Origin of the sequence: Flavobacterium ginsengiterrae (genome assembly GCF_039539785.1) — a bacterium.
GTDB lineage: Bacteria > Bacteroidota > Bacteroidia > Flavobacteriales > Flavobacteriaceae > Flavobacterium > Flavobacterium ginsengiterrae.
The window spans coordinates 13,219-38,500 of the sequence record NZ_BAABDU010000009.1; the positions used below are offsets into that span (position 1 = coordinate 13,219).

Annotated in this window: 21 protein-coding genes; 17 read left to right on the plus strand and 4 right to left on the minus strand. The window is 33.1% G+C overall.

Annotation, left to right across the window (positions count from 1 at the left end; translation table 11 throughout):
• Nucleotides 1–4 precede the first annotated feature (4 nt).
• Entirely contained in the window at nt 5–1,135 is a 1,131-nt protein-coding gene (locus ABD859_RS21585; RefSeq protein WP_345146793.1) for an efflux RND transporter periplasmic adaptor subunit, read from the plus strand.
• A 38-nt stretch (nt 1,136–1,173) separates the two neighbouring features.
• On the opposite strand, the gene ABD859_RS21590 is transcribed toward ABD859_RS21585, so the two are convergent.
• Nucleotides 1,174–1,743, minus strand: a complete 570-nt coding sequence (locus tag ABD859_RS21590) for a bestrophin family protein (protein WP_345146794.1) — start codon at nt 1,741–1,743, stop codon at nt 1,174–1,176.
• Complete coding sequence (locus ABD859_RS21595) at nt 1,676–2,092, minus strand: bestrophin family protein (RefSeq protein WP_345146796.1); 417 nt, start codon at nt 2,090–2,092, stop codon at nt 1,676–1,678. The genes ABD859_RS21590 and ABD859_RS21595 overlap by 68 nt, the downstream gene beginning before the upstream one ends.
• Before the next feature lie 341 nt (nt 2,093–2,433).
• Between ABD859_RS21595 and ABD859_RS21600 the strand changes: the two genes are divergently transcribed.
• The 7 genes from ABD859_RS21600 to ABD859_RS21630 all read left to right on the plus strand — a co-directional run bounded on the left by ABD859_RS21600 (nt 2,434) and on the right by ABD859_RS21630 (nt 9,962).
• Nucleotides 2,434–4,422, plus strand: a complete 1,989-nt coding sequence (locus tag ABD859_RS21600; RefSeq protein WP_345146797.1) for a GAF domain-containing hybrid sensor histidine kinase/response regulator — start codon at nt 2,434–2,436, stop codon at nt 4,420–4,422.
• A 77-nt stretch (nt 4,423–4,499) separates the two neighbouring features.
• Complete coding sequence (locus ABD859_RS21605; protein ID WP_345146798.1) at nt 4,500–4,865, plus strand: response regulator transcription factor; 366 nt, start codon at nt 4,500–4,502, stop codon at nt 4,863–4,865.
• On the plus strand, nt 4,865–6,079 hold the full coding sequence (locus ABD859_RS21610; RefSeq protein WP_345146799.1) for a YaiO family outer membrane beta-barrel protein: 1,215 nt from the start codon (nt 4,865–4,867) through the stop codon (nt 6,077–6,079). The genes ABD859_RS21605 and ABD859_RS21610 overlap by 1 nt, the downstream gene beginning before the upstream one ends.
• 1 nt (nt 6,080) lies before the next feature.
• Complete coding sequence (locus ABD859_RS21615) at nt 6,081–6,902, plus strand: hypothetical protein (protein ID WP_345146800.1); 822 nt, start codon at nt 6,081–6,083, stop codon at nt 6,900–6,902.
• Between the two features lie 12 nt (nt 6,903–6,914).
• The gene (locus ABD859_RS21620) at nt 6,915–8,348 is read left to right on the plus strand and encodes a glycosyltransferase family 2 protein (protein WP_345146801.1); all 1,434 of its coding nucleotides are present in this window, start codon (nt 6,915–6,917) and stop codon (nt 8,346–8,348) included.
• Between the two features lie 143 nt (nt 8,349–8,491).
• Nucleotides 8,492–9,274: a polysaccharide deacetylase family protein gene (locus ABD859_RS21625; RefSeq protein ID WP_345146802.1), complete on the plus strand. Its 783-nt coding sequence runs from the start codon at nt 8,492–8,494 to the stop codon at nt 9,272–9,274.
• A 265-nt stretch (nt 9,275–9,539) separates the two neighbouring features.
• On the plus strand, nt 9,540–9,962 hold the full coding sequence (locus ABD859_RS21630; protein WP_345146803.1) for an MgtC/SapB family protein: 423 nt from the start codon (nt 9,540–9,542) through the stop codon (nt 9,960–9,962).
• 162 nt (nt 9,963–10,124) lie between these two features.
• Here the strand turns inward: ABD859_RS21630 and ABD859_RS21635 are convergent, their stop codons facing one another.
• Nucleotides 10,125–10,484 carry a hypothetical protein gene (locus ABD859_RS21635; protein WP_345146804.1) on the minus strand — a complete coding sequence of 120 codons (360 nt, stop codon included), beginning with the start codon at nt 10,482–10,484 and terminating at the stop codon, nt 10,125–10,127.
• Nucleotides 10,485–10,684: 200 nt separating this feature from the next.
• Between ABD859_RS21635 and ABD859_RS21640 the strand changes: the two genes are divergently transcribed.
• On the plus strand, nt 10,685–12,889 hold the full coding sequence (locus ABD859_RS21640; protein WP_345146805.1) for a TonB-dependent receptor: 2,205 nt from the start codon (nt 10,685–10,687) through the stop codon (nt 12,887–12,889).
• Nucleotides 12,890–12,982: 93 nt separating this feature from the next.
• On the opposite strand, the gene ABD859_RS21645 is transcribed toward ABD859_RS21640, so the two are convergent.
• Nucleotides 12,983–13,195: a hypothetical protein gene (locus tag ABD859_RS21645; protein ID WP_345146806.1), complete on the minus strand. Its 213-nt coding sequence runs from the start codon at nt 13,193–13,195 to the stop codon at nt 12,983–12,985.
• 300 nt (nt 13,196–13,495) lie between these two features.
• Between ABD859_RS21645 and ABD859_RS21650 the strand changes: the two genes are divergently transcribed.
• The 8 genes from ABD859_RS21650 (at nt 13,496) to ABD859_RS21685 (ending at nt 25,246) form a co-directional block, all read left to right on the plus strand.
• The gene (locus tag ABD859_RS21650; protein ID WP_345146808.1) at nt 13,496–13,855 is read left to right on the plus strand and encodes a hypothetical protein; all 360 of its coding nucleotides are present in this window, start codon (nt 13,496–13,498) and stop codon (nt 13,853–13,855) included.
• Nucleotides 13,856–14,026: 171 nt separating this feature from the next.
• Nucleotides 14,027–14,986 carry a hypothetical protein gene (locus ABD859_RS21655; RefSeq protein ID WP_345146809.1) on the plus strand — a complete coding sequence of 320 codons (960 nt, stop codon included), beginning with the start codon at nt 14,027–14,029 and terminating at the stop codon, nt 14,984–14,986.
• A 189-nt stretch (nt 14,987–15,175) separates the two neighbouring features.
• On the plus strand, nt 15,176–15,745 hold the full coding sequence (locus ABD859_RS21660) for an RNA polymerase sigma factor (RefSeq protein WP_345146810.1): 570 nt from the start codon (nt 15,176–15,178) through the stop codon (nt 15,743–15,745).
• A 194-nt stretch (nt 15,746–15,939) separates the two neighbouring features.
• Nucleotides 15,940–17,082 carry a FecR family protein gene (locus ABD859_RS21665; RefSeq protein WP_345146811.1) on the plus strand — a complete coding sequence of 381 codons (1,143 nt, stop codon included), beginning with the start codon at nt 15,940–15,942 and terminating at the stop codon, nt 17,080–17,082.
• Between the two features lie 136 nt (nt 17,083–17,218).
• Nucleotides 17,219–20,854, plus strand: coding sequence for a SusC/RagA family TonB-linked outer membrane protein (locus tag ABD859_RS21670; RefSeq protein WP_345146812.1), 3,636 nt, complete (start codon nt 17,219–17,221; stop codon nt 20,852–20,854).
• Between the two features lie 5 nt (nt 20,855–20,859).
• Nucleotides 20,860–22,284 carry a RagB/SusD family nutrient uptake outer membrane protein gene (locus ABD859_RS21675; RefSeq protein WP_345146813.1) on the plus strand — a complete coding sequence of 475 codons (1,425 nt, stop codon included), beginning with the start codon at nt 20,860–20,862 and terminating at the stop codon, nt 22,282–22,284.
• Nucleotides 22,285–22,289: 5 nt separating this feature from the next.
• A complete protein-coding gene (locus ABD859_RS21680; protein WP_345146814.1) occupies nt 22,290–24,728 on the plus strand; it encodes a zinc-dependent metalloprotease in 2,439 nt (812 codons plus the stop codon).
• Entirely contained in the window at nt 24,725–25,246 is a 522-nt protein-coding gene (locus tag ABD859_RS21685; RefSeq protein ID WP_345146815.1) for a DUF3347 domain-containing protein, read from the plus strand. Before ABD859_RS21680 ends, ABD859_RS21685 begins: the two co-directional genes overlap by 4 nt.
• Nucleotides 25,247–25,282 lie beyond the last annotated feature (36 nt).

The window sequence follows — 25,282 nt, forward strand, 5'->3', positions numbered from 1 at the left end:
AAGAATGAAAACATATATTATAATTATTTTGAGCTTTTTCTTAATGACAGCTTGCAAAAGCGATAAAAAAGAGGAACAAAAAGCAGAAACGGTAAAAAAAGAAAATACTATTGAACTCACTGATGCACAGGTTAAAAATTCTGGATTGGTTACCGGAAATCCAGAAGAAAAAAATGTAAAAGGAATTTTAGAACTTCAGGGAACCGTAACCGTTCCGCCTAAAAGTGTTGTAAGCGTAAGTATTCCTTTAGGCGGTTATGTTAAAAAAACAGATTTAATGGCGGGAATGCACGTTAGAAAAGGTCAGTTATTAGCCGTTGTAGAAGATATGCAGTATATACAATTACAACAAGATTATTTAACGGCAAAAGAAAAATATCAATTATCGCAAAGTGAATATAACAGACAAAAAGAATTAAATGCTAAAAAAGCGAGCAGTGATAAATTGTTTGAACAAACGGCAGCAGAAATGCAGACACAGCGTATTTATATGGCTTCGCTGGCACAAAAACTTTCTTTGTCAGGAATCAATGTAAAAACCTTATCGGCTTCTAATATCAGCAAAACGGTTTCGGTTCTTTCGCCTATAAATGGTTTGGTTTCAAAAGTAAATGTAAACGTTGGTAAATACATTTCGCCAACTGATATGCTTTTTGAATTAATGGAAACCAGTGATGTAGTTCTGGTTATGAATGCTTTTGAAAAAGATGTTCATTTACTTTCTGTAGGGCAGATGGTTAGTGTTTTTACAAATGCAGATCCTTCAAAAAAATATGCGGCAAAAATCGCTTACATCAATCAAAGTCTTAACGGAGACCGCGCGGCGGAAGTAGTTTGCAAACTTAATTCGTACAACAAAGCCTTAATTCCGGGTTTATTTGTGAATGCCGAAGCTGAATTTGAAAACGAAAAAACACTTACGGTTCCAGAAGACGCGGTTGTAAAATGGCAGAACAAGTTTTTTGTTTTTTCGAATATTGAAAATCAAAAATATAAAATGATTCCAGTTGAAACGGGAAGTTCAAGCAGCGGATTTCGACAGATTAAATCACCAGATATTACTATATCTTCGAAAATTGTGATTAAAAACGCTTATACGCTTTTAATGACTTTTATGAATGGCGGTGATGAATAACAAAACAAAAGGCAGCTTATAAGGCTGCCTTTTTTATATTACGTAATAAAATAATTTTTTGGAGATTCTACAGGAATCATTTTTTTATTGTTTAATTCCAGAATTGTATTCTCGATCATTTGCGACATGGTGTCGAGAGCAAGATCGTTTGGCTGTAATCCAAAAGGATCTTCAAGTTCATCGGCGATTGCTTCCAGAGCGACAAAAGTGTAGGCAATAAATACAATAACAAATGGCGTAATCCAGCCCATGGTTTCTACGAATCCAAACGGAAGTATAAAACAGTATATGTAAACTGTTCGATGAAGTAACACGCTGTAAGTATAAGGAATTGGCGTGCTTGCAATTCTTTCGCATCCGCCTATAATGTCAGAAAGTTTGTTTAAGTTTTCTTCAAAGGCGAGCTGCGCTACAGTGTCTATTTTATCATGAGCTTTTGCATTTTTTACCCAGATTCCTAATTCTCTCAAAATTACAATGGGTTTGTATTTTATTTCTTTGAGCATTTCTGTCGTTTCTTTTGGCAGAAGTCTGTTTAAATCATAATCTGGATTTGTGTGTCGTAACTGATGTTTCAGAGTGTAAACAAGTGCAATAAGTAAATTCATGAATTCTTCGCGTTTTTGCTTCGTATTGCTCATCTTCTATCAGCGTAATACTCTGCCTTGCCAACGAACGCGTATCATTGAGAAGTGCTCCCCAAAGTTTTCGGCCTTCCCAAAAACGGTCATAACTTACACTGTTTCTAAAACCAAGAAAAATAGCCAATGCAATTCCAAACAAAGTAAAAACGGCCGGATTAATATGCAGATTATTTTCGATAAGAAATGGCTTGAAATATACAATTAAAAGCGAGAATAATAAGAGGAGTGAAAGTCTGGGCAATAACTGTGGTAAAACAGAACCTCTCCATTCAAAGAGCATTTTAAACCACGTGTTTTTTTTCTTGATAATCATTTTTCAATACAAAATTAGAGATCGTATTCTGTTAGGAATTAATGAAAATGCATCATTATTCTTGGCATCAAATCAGCATATTTTCATTTGTAAACGCATTAGTATGCAGAGATAGAAACAAAAGTAGAAAAAAATAGGTGTTAATTTGGGGATTATATGTAATTGGCTTTCGAAATATTTACAAAATAATTATGATTTTAGTTTGAATTTAAGAATACGACTGTTTAATAAATTTGATGTGTTTATTTTCTGTGTGAAATTAATACCAACCGTTATAAATTTTTTAAATCACGTTTTATCTCAAATTATTTTTATATTTATGCAATTTACCACTAATTACAATGAACAATCCAGATTTTCCTATACCAGCCAACGAATTAGAACGTTTAGCAGCTTTAAAACGTTACAATATACTCGACACACTTCCAGATAATGCTTTTGACGATGCCACAAAACTAGTATCGTATATCTGCGGTGTGCCAATAGCTCATATTTCATTTATTGACGAGAGCAGGCAGTGGTTTAAATCTGAAATTGGAATTGGTGTTTCTGAAGTACCTCGTGAAATTACTTTCTGTCGTTATACAATTCTCGATACAAAAATGGTCGAAATAACCGACACTTTTAAAAATGAAAGATTTAAAGATGATCCTAATGTTACCGGCGGTTTCAATGTAAGATTTTATGCAGGAGTACCGCTTACAACTCCAGATGGTTATAATATTGGTACTTTATGTGCCGTAGATCATGTTACAAAAGAGCTTAATGAAAACCAGAAAAATGCCCTTTCTATTATTGCAAAACACGTAATAAGCCAGCTTGAATTAGGTACAAAAAATATTGAACTGGCCGCGCAGAAAAAAATTGCAGAAAGAGCTGTATTAGCAAAAGACAGTTTTCTGGCTAATATGAGCCACGAAATCAGAACGCCTTTAAATGCTATTATTGGTTTTACAGATCTTTTAGCACAAACCAATCTCGACGAAACACAGCGCGATTATATAAACAGCGTTCAGATTGCAGGCGAAAATCTGCTTTTGATTGTGAATGATATTTTGGATCTTTCTAAAATTGAATCAGGAAATTTAACTATTGAAACAGTTCCTTTCAATTTAAAAAGTACGCTTAAACATGTTTATGATTTACTTAAAATAAAGGTTCCTAAAGATGTAGAATTCAATCTTTTTCTTGATGCCGATATGCCGGAAATTGTAATTGGAGACCAGGGAAGATTAAACCAAATTTTGGTAAATCTTATTGGCAATGCACTTAAGTTTACACAAGAAGGAGATGTTACTGTTTCTGTAAAAATGATGGACGAAACAGAAAGTCATTATTCACTTAAATTTTCAGTTAAAGATACCGGAATAGGAATTCCGCCTAAAAAGCTAAAAACTATTTTTGACCGCTTTACTCAGGCAGAAGACAGTACAACCAGAAAATTTGGAGGTACAGGTTTAGGTCTTAATATTGTAAAGCAGTTAATTGAGCTGCAAAATGCTGAAATTAACGTAAAAAGTCAAGAGGGAAGAGGATCTGAGTTTTTCTTTGTTATTAATTACAAAAAAGCCGATTTTACAGAAGCTGAAGACGAAGAATTAACCGGTGAAAGTCTGGGCAGACTTAAAATTTTACTTTGCGAGGATAATGTTTTAAATCAAAAACTTGTTAAAAGTGTTATGCAGAACTTCGGTTTCGATTTAGACATTGCAGAAAATGGAGAAGAAGGAATCGGGTTATTGTCAAAAAATGAATATGATTTAGTTTTAATGGATCTTCAAATGCCGGTTAAAGATGGATATCAGACTACAGAATACATTAGAAATGAAATGAAGTCGACTATTCCTATTATCGCCATGACCGCACATTCGCTTATGGGCGAGCAGGAAAAATGTTATAATGTTGGTATGGACGGTTATGTGCCTAAACCTTTTAAACAGCCCGTACTTTTGGAAGCCATAAAAACAGTTTTGAGTCCGGAATATAAAAACTCAAGAAAAAGAAGAGTGAATCTCTCTTTTATTGATGAAATGGCCTGCGGTGATTTGAGTTTTAGACAAGATATGATAAATCTTTTTCTCGAAAAAATTCCGGCAGAAGAAGCTCAGCTGGAAGAAGCATTTAAAAACACGGATTATCTTAAAGTAAAAAATCTGGCACACAATATGCGATCGAGTATGGATATGTTTCTTCTGGATGATCTTAGCAGTTGTTTAGCGATTATTGAAGAAGAAGCCCGACTTGAAAATTTTACCAGCGAAGCAGCAGATAGAATAGATATCTTCCATTGTGGCATAATTGAAGTAGTTAAATATTTAAAAGAACTATGATAAAAGCGAAATATACTTTAGCTTTACGTTAGTTTCTAATTACAAAATAGAATTCCCCAAAGACAAATTTTATACAAATGAGAATAGTTTTAGCCGAAGATAATGATATCCTACGCAAATCATTATCTTTTTTCTTAGAGTCTAAAGGATATACCATTGACCAGTTTTCTGATGGTAAAGATGCACTCGAAGCTATTAAAACCAATAGTTACGATTTAATCCTTACAGATATAAATATGCCCGGTATAAGCGGTATGGAAATCACGCAGTATGTCAGACAGACTCTTAACTCAGATATTCCTGTAATTATACTTACTTCTTCTGGTGTCGAACAAACAGAACTTGATTCGTTTGACATTGGAGCCAATGAGTTTATAGCAAAACCTATAAGTCCGGCCGTACTTTTGGTAAGAATTAATAAATTACTTAAAACACGTGTTTAATGAGATTTATATATTTTTCAATTATTCTTTTGTTTATTTCGATTACGGCAGTTGGTCAGGAAATTAATTTTGATGAAACTTTTGCTAACGCAAAAAGTGAAGCCGAAAAGGGCAATTATGATAAAGCATTATCATTAATTGAACCTTTACGTATAAAATTTCCTCAAAATGAAGATGTAAAAATTTTTACGGGACGAATTTACAGCTGGAAAAAGGATTATAAATCAGCCATTGCCATATTATCGCCTCTGGCAGACAGGGTAAATCCTGAACCAGATGCACTGCTGGCGATTATTAATGTCTATTACTGGTCAGAACAATTTGATACATGTATTTTATATTGCGATAAATATCTTGCTGTAGATCCTAATTCTATTGATGTTTTGAAAATCAAAGTAACTTGTCTTGAAAAACTGGGCAGAGATAAAGAAGCATTAGAAATTATCGATCATGCATCTGTAAATGAAAATAGTACACAGGCTTTTAAAGGAATTCGCACACTTATTGGGCGTAAAACTAAAAATGCAGTTTCGGCTTCTTATCTAAATGTTTCTACATCAAATCCGGGGCAGGCGCCGCTGCATTACGGTTACGTTGAATATGCACACAAGTTTAGCAAATCTGCTCTTGTTGGACGCGCAAATATTGGACATGTAAATAACGATACGCAAATGTTGTTTGAGGCGGATTATTATCAAACTTTTGCCAAAAAAGATTATCTGTATGTAAACGCAGGTGTTTCAACAGGTGAAACGATTTTTCCGGTAACAAAAATTGGTGCCGAATATTATTTCAGACCTCAAAAACGATTTGATTATGCTTTAGGAGCAAGATTTATGCATTTTGAAACTGATGATGTAACCTTGCTTACGGGCCAGATTTCGTATAAAACAGGAAGTAACGCCATTGCTTACAGACCTTATTATGATACCGGAAATGAATTGTTTTCTCATGTATTAAGTTTTCAGCATACAAATGAAGAAAAAGAACGTGTCATAAGATTAGAACTTCAATACGGAAATGTTCCGTATTTGTATTTATACAACAATTTTACACAGCCTTTAAAAGCGTATAGAGTAGGATTACAGTATCAGCACCGTATTGGTGATTCATTTTTTGTACGACCTATTTTTCTATATGAATATGAAGAATACCTGCCAGGCGAATACAGAAACAGATTTAATGCTCAGATAATTATCACAAAACGATTTTAATATGACAGATTTGTGGGAATTCTATAAAAGCGGTTTTTGGGTAGAACCTTTTTTAACATGGTCAATTTACTTGTTTATATTGGCATCTTTGTCGATATACCTTTTAATTGTTAAAAGCCGAAATAGTAATATAAAAAATGAGCGTCGTAAAATTGAATACGATGTGTTTATTGATAAACTGCTTTTTACGGTAGTTTTTGAAGATGTTTCTTTTTCAAATGTTGTTCAAAATACAGACTATTTAAAAATGTCTGAAAACAAGTTTTTTAGACAAGTTATTACAGAATCGATTATAAATCTTCATAAAAATTATGAAGGTCTTTATGCTCAAAAATTAGAGCATTTTTATCAGGATTCAGGATTGATGAATGACTCTTTAAAAAAACTCAAAAACTTAAAATGGGATATCAAATGTAAAGGAATTACGGAACTTTCAGAAATGAATGTTTATGAAGCTTTTGATACCATTATTACGTTTTCTCATGCCCGCAATAAAATTTTGAAAATTACGGCTATAAATGCCTGTATAAAACTGGCAGGAACAAAAGGCATTGTTCATCTTTCAGAGCATACTAATCCAATTGACGACTGGACTCAGGTTAATATTATTCATGCTTTTAAGAAACATGATGTGGGAGATACAAAAGGAATTGAACTTTTGCTGGAATCACAAAATTCTACAGTAGTTGCACTAGGCTTAAAACTTATTAAAGAATTAAAACTAACCCAAAAGCTTTCTTATGTAGAACAACTGGCAGAAAGAACCGCCAATAACTTAATAAAATATGAAGCCCAAAATGTGCTGCAGGCACTAAACGTTTAATTTTCGCAGCCAATGAGTTTTTTTAATACTGAAATAACAATCTTTACCCATATATATCTAGTCTTGATATTGGCTTATGCGATATTAATTATGTCGTCATATCTTATATTGGCCTATCTGTCAGCTAAAGAACTAAGAGGTTATTTAAAAAAGAACAGCTTTATAGATTATGATGTATTGCTTACAAGCGAATTTGCACCAAAATTATCCTTAATCGCACCTGCCTACAATGAAGGTTTTACAATTGAAGAAAACGTAAAATCGTTACTTTCTTTAAATTACAATCAATATGAAGTAATTGTGGTAAACGACGGAAGTAAAGACAACTCGATGGAAGTTTTAGTAAAAACATACGATCTTGTTCTTACTGAACTTAATTTTCATCAGCAGATTGAAACTAAAAAGATAAGAGGAATTTACACTTCCAGAAATGCTGCATTCAAAAAGCTGATTGTTGTTGATAAAGAAAACGGAGGGAAAGCAGATGCACTTAATGCAGGACTTAATATCGCACAAAATCCCTATGTAGTTTGTATTGATGTAGACTGTATATTAGATAAAGACTCGCTTCTTAAACTGGCAAAACCATTTTTAGAATCCAGCGGTAAACGTATTATCGCAACGGGAGGTGTGGTTAGAATTGCGAATCAGTGTATTATTAAAAACGGACGTTTGGTTGAAGTAAATGTTCCGGATCTTTTGCTGCCAAGAATACAGGTTTTAGAATATTTAAGAGCTTTTCTTTTAGGAAGAATGGCTTGGGGAAGACTCGATGGCTTGTTGCTTATAAGCGGTGCTTTTGGCGCTTTTGATAAAGAAATAGCTTTGCTCTCTGGCGGTTACAACACAAAAACGGTAGGAGAAGATATGGAACTTGTAGTAAGAATGCGACGTTATATGCTCGAAAATAAATTGCCTTATTCAGTACGTTATATTCCTGATCCGCTTTGCTGGACAGAAGCACCGGAAGATTTCAAAATATTTAAAAAACAGCGCAGCCGATGGATGAGAGGAACTATTGAAACTCTGGATTTTCATAAAAAAATGTTCCTGAATCCGAAATACAAATTATTAGGAATGCTGAGTATTCCGTATTGGACTTTGTTTGAGTTTTTGGCTCCCGGCATTGAATTTATTGGTCTTGTAATTACATTCGTATTTTTTATTTTGGGACTGCTTCATTGGCATTTTTTCATTTTGCTTTTATTGTTTGTATATACTTTTGCCGTTTTCTTTTCGGTTATTGCCCTGTTCAGCGAAGAGCGTACGTATCATAAATACCCAAAACAAGCCGACTTTTTTAAACTTTTACTGGCAGCTTTTATTGAACCATTTTATTTTCATCCATTAACAGTATATGCAGCTTTAATTGGTTACAAAGAAAAAATTATGGGTACAAAAGGCTGGGGAGAAATGACCAGAAAAGGTTTTACCAAAAAAGAATAAAGAATTATATACTGCTGTTTATCTTCATAAACAATTTTTTTTGAATCATATATTGTAAGTAAAATATTTCAAATTTTTTCTATATTTGAAAAATTATATTCTGGAAATTTATCCGATATTTTTATCTTAATTTCAAATACTTTATGAAGATACTTTTTTCAAAGGCATTATTATTTTTAATGTTCTTTACCCTTTTTTCCTGCGAAACTAAAAATCAAAAAGCAGAATCTAAACCTTATAAGGCAGGCGTAATTTTATCATTTGATGATGCTTATGTCGATGAATGGGCTGAAGCCGATGCCGCTTTGAGAAAATATGACTGGAAAGCGACTTTTAATGTCTGCCGAATAGATTCTATAGGAGCACCTGAAATAAAAACACTGCTTGAAATGCAAAAATACGGACATGAAATTGCTGGTCATGGTTATCATCATTACAATGCCGTAAAATTTGTAAAACAAAACGGAATCGATGCTTATATGAAACAGAAAATAGATCCTATGATTGTTTCAATGAAAAAGAAATCATTCAACGTTACTTCATTTGCTTATCCTTATGGTGAAAGATCTGATGAATTAGACAAAGCTTTGTCAAAAGATTTTAAAATTATTAGAGGAAGAGCTTTTGGCGGTGAAGTTCCGGAAAAGCAAGACAGTTATTTTAATAATTCGAAAATTGTGTTTGCTTTTGATATCGACAACAGTCACATTCATTTTAGTATTCCATATGTTTTAGAACTGCTCGATTATGCTAAAAAACACAATAAAATACTGCTCTTATGCGGCCATAAACCTGTAAAAAATGTTACAGAAAATTATCAGGTTAACATTGAGACTTTAGAATTTATATGCAAATACATGAAACTGAACGATCTTAAATTCTATAAATTATCGGATTTAGATAATCTTCTTCCTGAAAGTAAATAACTGAATCAAAACAGTATTTTAATTGAAAATTATATATGAAGTTATACTTTATATAAAATAAATTAAGGTAAAGTTTTATAGAGTTTTGTATTTCTCTTTAGTACTATTTCTGAAGAATTTTATTTACGATTTCATTTACAAACAAATGGTTGTATTGAAAAGTATATTTGTAAGATATATAAAAAACGAGGCTTGAGATTTCTTATATTTAATGTCGTTATAGAACCATTTAAGAAGAAAAAGTTTTTTAATAATTAAAAGAACAATGACTACAGCAGAATTTTTTATACGACTTATAGAAGCTTTGTTAGCAGGATTAATTATTGGTTTTGAAAGACAATGGCATCATAAAGAAACAGGTTTGAAAACCAATATGCTTGTGGCAACTGGAGCAGCAGCATTTGTTTTGTTATCCATAAAAGTAGCCGAAGATTCTCCTAATATTGATGTAACTCGTATTACAGCTCAGGTTGTTATGGGAGTGGGTTTTCTGGGAGCAGGCGTTATTTTTAGAGAAGGTCCAAATGTGCACGGACTAAATTCTGCCGCCACAATTTGGTGCAGTGCGGCAATTGGCTGTATTGCGGCTTCGGGATATTTTGTCGAAGCTTTAATTTGTACATTTTTAGTTACTATCGTAAATATTGTTCTTGAACCCGTAGAGAAGTGGATGAAGAATAGAAAATAAAATCATTTCATTATTTAAATTCCTTATTTTGTTACTTAAAAGATCCTGAATTTAAAGTTTTAGTTTAACTTATTTATGGAATGATTTTATGTTGTTTTCTATGATAATTTTTTATTCAGCGCCATTTCTAATCAATTGTAAAGCCTTTGTGAAATCGTGCTGTTAATTTAGTTTTTCCGTTGTTTCCATTCGTAAACAATGTTCAGTTCCTAAATAAAGCGGATTGCCATGCTTCTCAGACCAAAAACCGTCTAAAACATCTTTGGTAATACATCTGTAAACCGCAACACCTTTATAGATTTTATTATCGTCGCCTTTATAATTAAAATTGATAACCAGAATATTATCTTTAAAAAAGCCGTATCCCTTTTGTATTTGCGAGTTGTTGATAACCCATTTGGCCTTAATTCGGTTATTTTGGTCTAAAGATAAACTCAAAACTCCCTTATAAGTTATTTGATTACTTTCGTCCTGATTACTTCCGGAAATGGAAAAATTACCAGCTAAATCCTGTACATTCATTTATTCTACGTAGAAATTAATTTAATACTTAGATGATTTTATACTTGCTCAGTTATAAATATAAAGTCCCATCTAAACAATGCAAAAATAAAAAATATGATATTGAGATAAAAGCAACTGCATCTATTTACGTTAAAACATGAATTAAGTTGTAAGTTGATTTTATATTTTCTTATTTCGCACTTTTATTATATTTTTTTATGAGATTATCATTTTTACTGTTCATTTTTATCTTTTCTTTTACAGCAAAAGCACAATCAGTCAGCGGGATTATTAATAATGCAGACAGAAAACCGTTGTCAGATGTTTTAATTCGGAATTTAGTTTCAAAAACACATGCGCATACTGATATTCAGGGAAAATTTACTTTAGAACAAACAAAAGAAAATGATAGTGTTGAAATTTCTAAACGAGGATTTACTACACAAAAACTTAAAATTTCATCAGAAAACTTTCTTTCTGTTCAATTAGAAGAAAAACCATTTTTGCTGGAAGAAGTTACGATTTCTAATAATCTTAAATACTTAAATACAATTTCTAAAATAGATCTTGAAATTCAGCCAATATCGAATTCACAGGATTTACTGCGAAAAGTTCCAGGACTTTTTATTGGTCAGCACGCAGGCGGAGGAAAAGCAGAACAAATTTTCCTGAGAGGTTTTGACTGTGATCACGGAACAGATATTAATGTTACGGTAGACGGGATGCCGGTAAATATGGTTTCGCATGCACACGGGCAGGGTTATGCCGATCTGCATTTTGTAATTCCGGAAACGGTTGATAATATAGATTTTGACAAAGGCTCATACTTTGCAGATAAAGGCGATTTTACAACAGCCGGATATGTGGGCTTTAATACCAAAAATGCATTGCAAAACAGTTCTCTTTCTTTTGAAGGCGGACAGTTTGATACTTTTCGCACCGTAGCTTTATTTAATTTACTCAACAAAGAAAATCAGTCAGCTTATTTTGCGGGCGAATATATGATGACCGATGGTTATTTTGATGCACCTCAAAATTTTAACCGAATTAATTTATTTGGAAAATATTCGGCTAAAATGAATAACGGAGACAGACTGGCATTATCTGTTTCGCATTTTAAAAGCCAATGGGATGCCAGCGGACAAATTCCGGATCGTGCTGTAAATGATGGTACTATTTCTCATTATGGAGCCATTGATCCAAATGAGGGAGGAAATACAGGAAGAACTAATTTCAATTTGCAGTATGATGCTGTTATAGATGAAAATGCCAAAATCAAAAACACGGCTTATTTAAGCAAATACGATTTTGAACTTTATTCAAATTTTACTTTTTTCTTAAACGATCCAGTAAACGGCGATCAGATTAAACAAAAAGAAAACAGAACCATTGTAGGTTTTCAGTCTGAATACGACAACAAAATCAGTGACAAATGGCTGTTTAAGTTAGGCGCTGGTTTACGAAATGATAATAATAAAGATGTTGAACTTTCGCATACCGTAAACCGAAAAACAGTACTAGATTATTTAAGTTTAGGAACTGTAAATCAAACCAATCTGTTTACGTATACCAGTTTTGATTTTACATCAGGAAAATGGCTTATAAACTCAGGAATACGTCTGGATTATTTTAAGTTTGGATATGAAGATCAGCTGGCTTCAAGTTATACAAACCAAACACAGACCAAAGCCATTGTAAGTCCAAAACTTAACTTTTTATACACTCAGAATTCTCAACTACAATATTTTTTAAAACTAGGAAAAGGATTTCACAGCAATGATACACGCGTTGTTGTGGCACAAAAAGGAGAAAAAATACTTCCAGAAACGTATGGTGCAGATTTAGGAATTAACTGGAAACCTTTTCCAAGAATGATTATAAACTCTGCCGTTTGGTATTTATATCTGGCGCAGGAATTTGTATATGTAGGAGACGAAGCTGTTGTAGAGCCAAGCGGAAAAACAGAAAGAAAAGGTTTTGATTTTGGTTTTAGATATCAATTAACCAATTGGTTATTCTGGAATACAGATTATACCTATACACACGCAAGATCAATTGATGAACCCAAAGGAAATGATTATCTGCCATTGGCGCCGATTCATACTGTAATGAACGGATTTTCAGTAAAAGATTTAAAAGGATTTTCAGGAAGTTTAAGAACAAGATTTTTAGGTGATCGTCCAGCGAACGAAGATAATTCGGTAGTAGCAAAAGGATATTGTATAACTGATTTCTCTGTAAGCTATCAAATTAAAAAAGTTTCAATAGGAGTGAATATCGACAATATTTTTAATACAAAATGGAAAGAAACACAATTCCTTACAGAATCAAGACTGGCAAATGAAACTGATCCTGTAGAAGAAATTCACTTTACAGCAGGAACACCTTTTAATGCAAGATTAATTTTGAAATACAGCTGGTAAAAGACCAATATTTTTGATAAAAAAAAATCCCTCAAAACATTTATTTTGTTTTGAGGGATTCTTTTATGTAAGCTTGTCGTTTTGATTTTAAAATCAAAAAAGATGCTCTTCATTTGTATTGTTTTCTGAAACATCATTTTGATTTTCAGTACAGTCAAAATTGCTGTGTTCAGGTTTTTCGTCCCAGTCTCCCCAGTCTCCCTTGTATGTTTTAATACAGATAAGTTCGTCATTATCGCCTGAATAAATTCTTGTACCGCAAATACTGCTGTAACTTTTGCCGTGTTTTGTTTTTAAATTTTCCATGACTATATGATTATAAGTTTTGTTAAGTATAGCTTGATATGAGTAAGTAAGTAATTCTGATAATTGACATTATCATATTCAATTTTTCAGGAAGTAAATTTAAATATATTGATTACCAGATTCTTATATTTAAAATGGAGAAGTTTTATATAATTCCCATATAAAAAATCTGAATTCATTTTTATTTGTATGGTTCTGTTTTTTAATGTATTACGAATTTTGTAATAATAGTCTGTAATTGTGAAACAAATAAAGTTTATAAGGTTCTACTTTTGAAAAGTACAAGCAAAAGTTATAATTATGAGAACGGTATTTAAATCAAAAATGATGTTTGTCCTGATTATTGCAGGATTATTAGGTTCGTGCAAAAATAATCAGGATGGATACAGCGATGAAATCGAAACCAGTAAAACGCCAATAGACAGTGCAAACGTGACGGCCGATACTACGCAAACAATGGATAATTCTACAGCCGGTGCCGGAAGTGTGCAAAATAATGCGCCTGAAGGAAACAACAGTACAACAGGTTCTAAAACAGGAACTGGAAGCGGACCGGGAGAAAGTAAGAATGACGGTTCGACATACTCCGGATCTTCTGGATTACAAAAAGATAGTACGGCTTCTAAAACAAAAGAAACCAAAGATAAAATTCGTAAATAAAAAGTATTTCTACGTTTACTTGTTACGCGAAAAGCCTGAAAAATTTAATTTTTCAGGCTTTTTTATTTTGTTTATTATTTCGGCTTCGGATTTTTAATATCGGTTTTGTACGAATTTTAAATAAAATATTTCATCTTTATATTCTCAATTATAGAAATTAGAAAATTTACTATGAAGAAAACTTTATTTTTTTTGCTGGCGCTTTCGGGTATTTTGTGCCATGCTCAGGAAACTCCAGCAACAATGATTGTCGATGCAATTTATTCACCATCTAAAAAAGAAAAACTTGCCACCGATGCATACGAAGTTTTTAAAACCAATAAATTTTTAGATTTTAAAAATAAAGAAACACTTATTGAGAAAATCGAAGGTTCTGTTTATAAGAAAACGGATTTAAACCATTTTTTTTCCGAAAAAAAAGACTGGAATGAAATAGAAAAAGAAGATATTTCAACTTTTGAAAAAGCTAAAAATGCCGAATATTCTTTTCTAAACAATACAATGACAGAAATCAGAACAGAATATGGAAGTTATGATGTTCGAAAAGAAATAAAAACAGTTTATAATTCTAAATGCTTTGTACTGCTTTTTGAGAAAAAATATTTTGTTGGAAACAATTATAACCGCACAGAAAGCATTACCAATGTTTATGATACTCAAAACAGGGTTACTCAAATAACCCAAAAAACGGAATACGATAAAAAAGAAAATAATACCAAATCTGTAATCACAATTAAGTATAACGGCGATTCTGTAGATATTACCAGTGAAAATGGAAATATACTATGCGAATTTATTCGTAATGAAAATCCTTCTGTATCTGTTTCTAAACTAAGTCCAAATGCAACCGTAGATTATTTTCGATATGCTTTAATCCAGCAGAAAATAGTAAATGCCAAAGAACACTGCACAGAAAAAATGGTACAAGAGGTCGAAAAGATACTGCTCTCTTATCCTAATATTACAGATATAAAAAGTCTGGGCGGAAGCGGAACCTTTGGAGAAAAAGTCACAATTAAAGAAAATTGGGTTATTAGCTTTGATAACAAAACAGAAAAATGCAACGCTGTTTTTTATTTACTAAAACAAAAAAACGGCTGGAAAATAGATAATTTTGAGATTAACAAATAAGTTTGCAGAAACAATCCTGTTTTTTCTCTTTTGAATACGATTTATAAAAGAAAATGAAAGGTGTTTTAAATTTATTCTTGTTAAAACTTGATTTTATTGAAAAGAATGCAATGTTTGACGATTTATGTTTTGGATTATAAGGTGAAAAATGTTTAATATTGCGTTTTTGATCTTCACCTTTTTTAAATAATGTCTGTTTATAGCAAATATGCTGACCATATTCTACTAAATCTCCTTAAGGAAGATGATCAGCTGGCCTATACAGAAATTTTCGAAAGATATTCCAAAATTCTTGTCAATCATGCTTTTAAAATGCTTGGCAGTCAGGATGAAGCTAACGATGTCGTTCAGGAAGTATTTTTAGCAATATGGAATAAACGACTGGAATTAATTATTACCGGATCTCTTTCTTCTTACTTATACAAAGCAGTAAAAAACAGAATTCTTAATCATATTGCTCACGAAAAAGTGGTGTCTCGATATGCTGATTCTATTTCAGATTATATTGAAAATGATTATGTTTTTGCCGATTCTAATCTTAGAGAAAAAGAATTAGAAGCAATTATTGCTAAAGAAATTGCTTTACTTCCTGAAAAAATGCGCGAAGTTTTCCTTTTAAGAAAAGTCGAAGAACTTTCGTATGATGAAATTGCAAATCAGTTAAATATTACCGATAAAACGGCAAAACAACAAGTATATAATTCAGTCAAAATTCTTAGAGAAAAGCTGAAATCGTTGATGCACGTTTTTGTCTGGTAAATTATTATAATTCTTTTTGTTAATTTTTAAAATATTTTCTTCTCGTAACTTCTTCATTAGTAAATAGAAAACATCATTTCTTTTGTTTTACTAACGATTTAATAATATTTTTTAAACTTTTTTTGTTTTTGTCTATGACAAAAACACTTTATAACTGTCTTACTTAAAACAGGATAAAATTTTCCTTTATAATTATGAATGAATCAGAAATCTCAGCATTGCTTCGAAAACATCAGGAAGGCACTTTATCTCCAGCCGATCAGGATAAATTAGATGCGTGGTATTTACATAAAGTTTCAAACAGCAATTTACAGCTTAATGAATATGAGCTTGAAGAAAGTTATCAAAAACTGAAATCAAAACTGCCGTTATATCAGGAACCAAAAGTTATCAGTATCTGGCCTCGTGTTGCAGTCGCAGCATCGATAGTTTTATTGTTAGGAACGGGAATATTTTATTTTTCTAAATCAGAAAAAGAGCAAAACATTCAGGTTGCAGCAAAACCGCTTGAAATCGCTCCCGGAGGAAATCGTGGTATTTTGACGCTTTCTAACGGTAAGCAGATTATTTTATCTGATTTATCGGCAAAAGATACAATCGCTCAGGAAGGAGATCAGGATGAAGTTACCATTAAAATGGATGCCAAAGGAGTAATTACGTATGTAATAAATCCAAATGCGGCCGACTCAAAAGCTGATGATAATTCGTTTAATACACTTTCTACACCTACCGGCGGACAATATAATATTGTTTTGGCAGACGGAACAAAGGTATATCTAAATGCAGTTTCATCTATTAAATATCCAACTCAGTTTAATGGAAATCAAAGAATTGTTGAGTTAGAAGGAGAAGCTTATTTTGAAGTTGCCAAAGACAAATCGAAACCTTTTATCGTAAAATCTGATAAACAGTCTATTGAAGTTTTAGGAACTCATTTTAATGTTCATGCTTATGATAATGAATCGATTGTAAAAACAACTTTGTTAGAAGGAAGTGTTGCGGTTAGTTCTAAAAATCAAAAAACGATTTTAAAACCTGGGCAGCAATCTAATGTTTCTGACAATACGACTAAAATAACGGTTAAAGATGTTGATACAGAAGCAGCAATTGCATGGAAAAACGGCCGATTTAAATTTGACAATGCCGATTTAAAATCGGTTATGAAACAATTAGAACGCTGGTACGGAATTAAAGTAGAATATCGCGGCGATGTTTCTGATGTAAGATTTAACGGAGGTACGTTTAGAAATAAAAATTTATCTGAAGTATTAAAAGTACTTGAGCTTAGTAATATCAAATTTAAAGTAGAAGGAAAAACGATTATTGTATATCCCTGATTTTAGATTTATCCCATTTATGTTGAGACTATAAATTAAAAAACCAGAGGCAGTTGCGATGCTTCTGGTTGTTAATAGAGTTTATAGCCAATATAAGTTTGTCCACCTATTGTTTAACTATAACCAATGTAAATGTATGAAATTAAATTTACAACCAAAAAAACCTTACAAAAAACTCACGAAAAAAATTCCGAAATGTAATTTTCAGAACCAATTATGGCTTTTTAGTATGCTGCTAATGCTTTGTAGTTTTTCAAGCCAGGCACAAAATATCACAATTAATTTTAAAGACGCACCTCTTGAAAAAGTTTTAAAAGAAATTGGAAGACAGGCAAATTACGAAGTTTTTTACACTCAAAAACTGCTTAAAGATGCTAAACCTGTAAGTATTAATGTAAAGAATTCATCTTTGAATGAAGCTTTAAATCAGGTTTTTAGAAATCAAAATGTAAAGTTTACCCTTACCAACCAAACGATAGTGGTAACGGCTCCAAAAACCGAAGATCGGGGAAACGACCTAATCGATATTCGCGGAAAAGTATTAAATAACAAAAATGAACCTTTTCCGGGAGTAACGGTTACTGTTGCCGGAACAAACAGAACAAGTATTACTGATTTTGACGGAGGTTTTGCTCTTGATAAAGTTTCTCCAAATGCCATTCTTGAATGTTCTGGATTAACTATTGAGAAAAAATCTTTTGGAATCAGCGGCCGTACAGATTTAACCCTTGTTGTAGAAGATAAAATTTCTACAATGAAAGAAGTTGTAATTACAGGTTACCAAACTATTGCCAGAGAGCATTTTACAGGTTCTATTGCAAAAGTTGATGAAAAAACCCTGAACGAAAATATCAACAGTAATTTAATGACCGCACTTGAAGGACGTGTTTCAGGTTTGATGTATCAGAAAAATCCAACCGGAGCTTCTGCAGATACTCCAATTTTGCGTGGTATGGGAACTTTTTCTACGTCTACAGTTGGGTATAGTCCGCTTATAGTAATTGACGGGCTTCCAACAGAATTGACTTTAGACGAAATTAATCCGTATGATATTGAAAGCGTCAATGTTTTAAAAGATGCTGCTGCGGCTTCTATTTATGGTTCGCGCGCGGCTAATGGTATCATTGTCTTAACGACTAAAAAAGGAAATGGAAGATTGAAGGTAACACTAAACTCTGATTTTTTTATTGCTGACAAACCAGATTTGAGAGATATGAATTATGCATCTACAGGCGACATAATCGATCTTGAACAAGCGGTTTATAATAGAGAAAGAGGCAGATATGCCGATACAGCGACAATGTTTAACAGTTATGGCGATATTGGAAACAGCAGTATGAAATATTACAGTCCGCTTTATCAGCTTAACAGAAACTTGGAAGAAGGTAAAATCAGCAGTGCAGATTACAATAATACTATTGGTCAATGGAGAAAGAATGACTATATAAAAGATTACCGTGATAATGTATGGCAGAAAGAATTTAGACAACGTTATAACGTTGCCTTTTCGGGAAGTACCAGCAAACAAAATACATATGTTTCGCTTAATTATGACCAATCTCAAAATCGTATTGTAAATAATCAGAGTCGTAATTTTAATCTTTATGCAAAAAGCAGTTTTCAGGTAAACAACTGGTTAAACGCTACATTTGGAATAAACGGAACATACAGCAATGATGATGTTACAGATAATGATTTCAGTAAATACGATATTCAAAAAAGATACGAACGTATTACAGATGATAACGGAAATCGTGTATTGTCTTCATTCGTTGGTATTGGCGACGGCTTTACTTCCGGTGCTATTATTAATCCCGCTGTTGCAGAGAAAATAGCTGGTTTAAGTGGTTTTAAATCAACTGGTTTTAATATTTTAGACGAGCTTAACAATGGTATTATAAAGCAAAGCTCATTAAGTTTGAGAACATTTGCCAATATTCGTGCTAAAATATGGAGAGGCTTAAGTTTTAATACACAATTTCAGTATGAAGTAAGGAAAAACGATAATGAGCAATATTACAGTGTTGACTCTTATAGAATGCGTATGGCAATTAATGCCTTAACGGGATATAACCCAACAACAAATGCTTATACGTATGTAGACGGTTTTTCTGCTGGAGGACGTTACAAACAATGGAACAGCCAGGCAAGTAATTATTCTTTTAGAAACCAGTTAGATTACAATCAGGATTTTGCAGACGGAAAACATTCTATAAATGCACTTGCAGGTATGGAAATGCGCGAAACTTTTGTTCCTAGAACTATAGAACAAATTCGTTATGGTTATGATCCGGTTACACTTACTTCGGCAACGCTTAATACCCTTGCTTTAAGCCAGACAGGAGCTCCAAGTTATATTTATGGAAACAATAGAACATTGGGTGCGCCGTCAAGAACACAAACAGAAGTTTTACATCGTTATTTCTCTGTATTCAGCACTTTAGGTTATACTTTTTTATCTAAATATAATGTTACAGGAAGCTACAGAATAGACAGAGCCGATTTGTTTGGGGTCGATCCTAAATATAAAAACCGTCCATTATGGTCTGCAGGTTTAGGATGGAATATCAGCAGTGAAGAATTCATGAAAGATATAAAATGGGTTAATACACTTAAACTGAGAGCCACTATTGGGGTTAACGGAAACGTAGATCAAAGTACAACTCCGTATGTAACAGCTACCAGAAAAAATGACAATTTATACCAGTCGCTGCAATACATTAATATTACCGGACAGCCAAATCCAATGCTGAGATGGGAGAAAACACAAGGAACCAATCTTGGTGTAGATTTTAGTTTATTCGGAAATAAATTAAACGGAACCATCGATGTTTACAGAAAATACAGCAGTGACTTATTGGCTACAACAGATTTAGATCCAACAGTTGGTGCAACAACCAGAAGAATTAATGCCGGAGCTTTGCAAAATAAAGGTATAGAATTCAACTTTGGTTCTGAATGGTATAATAATGGTAATTTTAAAATTGCTTCTAATTTAATTTTAGCATTCAATAAGACAACTGTAGAAAAAGTTACAAGAGCTCAGTCTTCGGCATCGGTTTACGTAAGTTCTCCAATAGATTATTTTAAGATTGATGAGAATTATAATAGTTTATATGCTTACCAATATGGAGGAACTGTAAACGGATATCCTTATGTTTTAGATGAAAACGGAAATCCGTCAATTACTTTTGACAATAATGGAAACCCGATAGGAACTTCAATTAAAACCATTACAAATCCGGATGCCCTTGTAAACATGGGAAGTCTAACGCCAACTTACACTGGTTCAGTTTCACAACGCTTTTCATACAAACAATTCGACCTGAATTTCTTGTTTGTTTTTTCTGGAGGAAATGTAATGCGTAAAGAAACGATGGACATGAGCATAGATGCTGTAACACTTAATGGAATTGCAGATCGTTACACAGATTCAAACAGAAATGACAATACCCGTTTATTTGTAGATTTTGACGAAAGTGTTAGAAATTATGCAGGAACAATCAGCAGTCAATGGAGAAATTCAACGGCAAATGTTGTAGACGGCGATTTCATTAAATTAAGAAATGCCTCGTTAGCTTATAATTTATCAAAAAGCTTGGCTAATAAAATTAAATTATCATCGGCAAAATTAACTTTTCAGGTAAATAATATTTGGTATTGGAGCGCTGCAGGAAATCGTATTGACCCTGAAGTATATTCAGCAAACATTGGTACGCGTAATTTACCATCGCCTACAACTTATTTATTAGGCTTTAATCTTACACTTTAAAAAAAATGAAACAGATATATATAACACTGCTGTCGGCTTTGATGTTTACCGCATCATCTTGCGAAGATTATACCGACGTTACTCCAAAAGGATCTTTGGTTGTTGAAACAGCGTCACAATTTTATGAAATGGTTTCGCTTCCTAACAGAGGTTATCCAATTAACAATTTCCAGTATTTATCAGACGATCAATGGATGAGAGAATCCAATGTTATTGGAAGAACGCCAAACATTGATATCCTCAATTTTACTTTTGATGAAACTGTAGACCGTGTTTCTTTATTGGGAGGTTCGAGTTTCTACAATCAGGCTTACACTTACATTAACAGATGGAATACCATTATTACATTAGTTGATGATAGTAAAGGAGACGATAATATCAAGCAATTGGCAAAAGCCGAAGCAAAAATTTACAGAGCTTACGATCATTTTTTATTAATAAATACGTATGCAAAAGGATACGATCCGCAGACGTCTGCAACAGATGGCGGAATCTGTATTATGGACAAATTTGATTTAGAATCACAGCCTTCAAAATCAACAGTAGCGCAGGTTTATGATTTTATCCAAAAAGATATAGAAGAAGCACTGCCGTATCTTCAGGAAAAACCCTTAGATGTTTATCATCCTTCGCTGGCATTTGCTTATGCATTTAAAGCCAAAGTACACTTGTTTAAACGTGAAATTGCCAATGCTCAGGCAGCGGCAGAAAAATCTCTAAGTTACAATAATCAAATATTTGATATGGTGGCTTACAATGCTCAGGGCGGACCAACAGCAGTAGCAGTTCCTGCGGCAAATAATGTAGAAGTACTAAGTTATATGTATATGTTGGGATATACAGAAATGAATTTAGGACAGCTTTATGTTATCAGCCCGGAATTAAGAACTTTATTCGGAACTAATGATGCACGTTTTAATTTGTTCTTTAATACCACAAGTACAAGCAATTTAGATCAAGGTTCGAATACAGCATATTGGGGAACACAATATACAAGATTTTTCTACCCAACCGTTGGAATGAAAACTACAGAAGTTTATTTAATGCTGGCCGAATGTTATGCGAGAGAAAATAAATTGAATGAAGCTGTAGACGTTTTAAATACTTTAAGAGCAAAACGAATTTTATCTGGCACTGTAAATCTAACTGTTCCGGCAACCAGAAAAGAAACAATGGAACTTGTTGTAAGCGAACGCAGAAAAGAACTTTTATTTGGTTTTAACCGTTTTTTTGATCTTAAAAGATTAAATACAGAAACAGAATATGCTAAAACTATAACAAGAGTATTTCCAATTGTAAACAAAACCGTTCCGCAGAAAACGTATACGCTGCAGCCGGGTTCAAGATTATATATTATTCCATTTCCGTTGTCTGTTCTGCAAAAAAATCCAAAATTAACATTAAATACAGACGAAAAAGTTCCGTTTTAATTCCAATGAAGAAATTATTTATTTTACTAATCATGCTGACTGCCGTGCAGCAGCATGGTTTTGCTCAAACTCCCGAAAAAAAGGCAGATAGTACCAGTACACAGCCAAAAGGCATGCAGCCTTACAATAAGGTTATTACAGACAAAGCCAAAAACAAAACAGGTCTTTTTACTGTAAGTCAGGTTGATACTAAGTATTATTTTCAAATTCCGGACAGCTTGTTTAATCGATACATGCTGGTTGTAACCCGATATCTTTCTACTCCTGAAGGAATAGGGATTTTTGGCGGTGAAAAAGCAAATGAGCAGACTATTTATTTTGAAAAAGGGGCAAACAACACCATTTATTTAAGATCATTACAATATAGACAAGATGTTCGTTCATCTGATTCTATGCTGGCAAAAGCGTTGGCAAATAGTAATGAAAACCCAATTGTAGCGGCATTTCCAATCAAAACAACCAATCCTGATACAAAAAATGTAGTTATTGATGTAACGGATGTTTTTAAGAAAGACAATGCAATGTTTGCTATTGAAAGTAAAGAGAAAACAGAGAAAAAACTAACGTCTCTTGCCGATGATAAATCGTTTATTGAAAACATTGATTCCTATCCAATTAATATTGAAGTAAAAACGACAAAGACTTATACAAGTTCTACTTTGAGCAGCGGGAGTACTACATTGCGTTTAAATACATCAATTGTACTGCTTCCAAAAACGCCGATGCGTAAACGTCTATTTGATGAGAGAGTAGGGTATTTTGCTAATAAATATGTACTGTTTGATGATGACGAGCAAAGAGCACAGAAAAAATTTATAGTACAGCGTTATCGTTTAGAGCCGAAAGACAAAGACATCAAAAAATATTTAAAAGGCGAATTGGTTGAACCAAAAAAACAAATCGTCTATTACATTGATCCGGCAACGCCAAAAAAATGGAGACCGTATTTAATTGCGGGAATCAACGATTGGCAGAAAGCTTTTGAAGCAGCAGGTTTTAAAAATGCAATAATTGGTAAAGAATGGCCGGAAGACGATAAAACAATGAGTTTAGAAGATGCACGATATTCTGTAGTTAGATATCTTGCTTCTGAAACACCAAACGCTTACGGACCAAGAATCAGCGATCCAAGAAGTGGTGAAATTATAGAAAGTCATGTAGGCTGGTATCATAATGTGATGAAATTAGTACAAAGATGGTACATGATTCAGGCAGGACCTTTAGATCCAAGAGCCAGAAAAATGCATTTAGATGATGACTTAATGGGGCAGTTAATCCGTTTTGTTTCTTCGCATGAAATCGGACACACAATTGGTCTTCGTCACAATATGGGAGCGAGCTACGCAACTCCGGTAGAAAAACTTCGAGATAAAAAATGGGTAGAAGAAAACGGTCATACGGTTTCTATTATGGATTATGCCCGTTTTAATTACGTAGCACAGCCAGAAGACAATATCAGTCCGCAGGGCATTTATCCACGAATTGGAATGTACGATAAATGGGCTGTAAAATGGGGTTACAATTATTATCCAAACGCTAAAGATGAGTTCGAAGAAGAAACAATCCTTGCAAAATTAACAACAGACAGCCTGACTGCAAACCCTAAATTATGGTTTGGAGGCGAAGGTAAAGACGAAGATCCGCGCAGTCAGTCAGAAGATCTTGGAGACGATTCTGTTCTAGCGAGTGATTATGGTATTAAAAATTTGAAAAGAGTAGTGCCAAATCTAATTCAGTGGACGTATCAGCCAAACGACGCTTACGATAATTTATCAGATATGCATAAAGCGGTAGTTGGGCAATATTCAAGATACTTGTATCATGTATTAAAAAATATTGGCAACAATTACATTACTAAAAGAACAGTTGATGAAAAAGGTGTTGTTTACCAGCCAATTCCAAAAGCTAAAGTAAAAGCAGCAATAGGATATGTAGGAAGACAATTGTTTGAAGCACCGCTTTGGATGTATCCGCAGGAAATTGAGCAGCTTATTCCGCTAAAAACGGCAGAGCAGATTTCAGATCAGCAGAATCAGGTTTTAAATATGCTTTTAAGTTCTGGAATGCTTTACAACATCAGTCTAAAAACAATGCAGTCAGAAGGTGCTTATACAGTTCCTGAATTTCTAAACGATTTACAGCAGACAGTCTGGGTAAAATTCAGCGGAAACGAAAAACAAGATTTTTACAGACGCAGTTTACAACGCGGTTATATTGAAAAATTAGGAATGTTATTATTACCTAAAGAAGTAGAACCAGGAAAAGCTTTAAATGCAGCACAACGAAGCGACGTGAGATTATACGGCAGACAGCATCTTTTAAAATTAAAAACAGAAGTAACCAAATCGATGAATGCTGCAACCGGATTTAACAAAGATCATTACGAAAGTATTTTATTAGAAATAGATAAAATCATCAACAAATTAGACAAACCTACATCATGAAAAAAATATTCATCATAACGTTGATTTTCTTAAGCGCATTCGCAAATGCCCAGTTGACTTCAAAAGAAGAAGTGCTTCCGGAACAGGTTGCAAAACGTGAAACAGAAAAAAAGGAAATCACAAAAAACTATCTGGCTCTAAAAAATAGTTTTTTAATTTCTGATAGTCTTGCTGTAGTTAAAAATGCTGAAGCATTGAAAAACGCCTTAAAAAATTTCAAGTTTAAAAAACTGACTCTTGAAAAAATGAATGAAGCAACAACATCAAGAAGAGAAATTATGGAGTTGGCTTCTCAGCTTACAGCCACTAAAAACATTAATAAACAACGTAAAATTTTTGAAACCCTTTCTGAAAAATACTGGGATCAGGCAGTGAAATTCAAGCCTGCTGATACACCTTTATATTTGCAGGTTTGTCCAATGACAGGTGCTGTCTGGACAAGTGACAGCAAGGAAATCAAAAACCCTTATTATCCAAAAAATATGCTTACCTGTGGTGAAGTAAAAAGCAGTATATAAAGATTAATTTTGATTTAGTTTGATAGATACGGTATT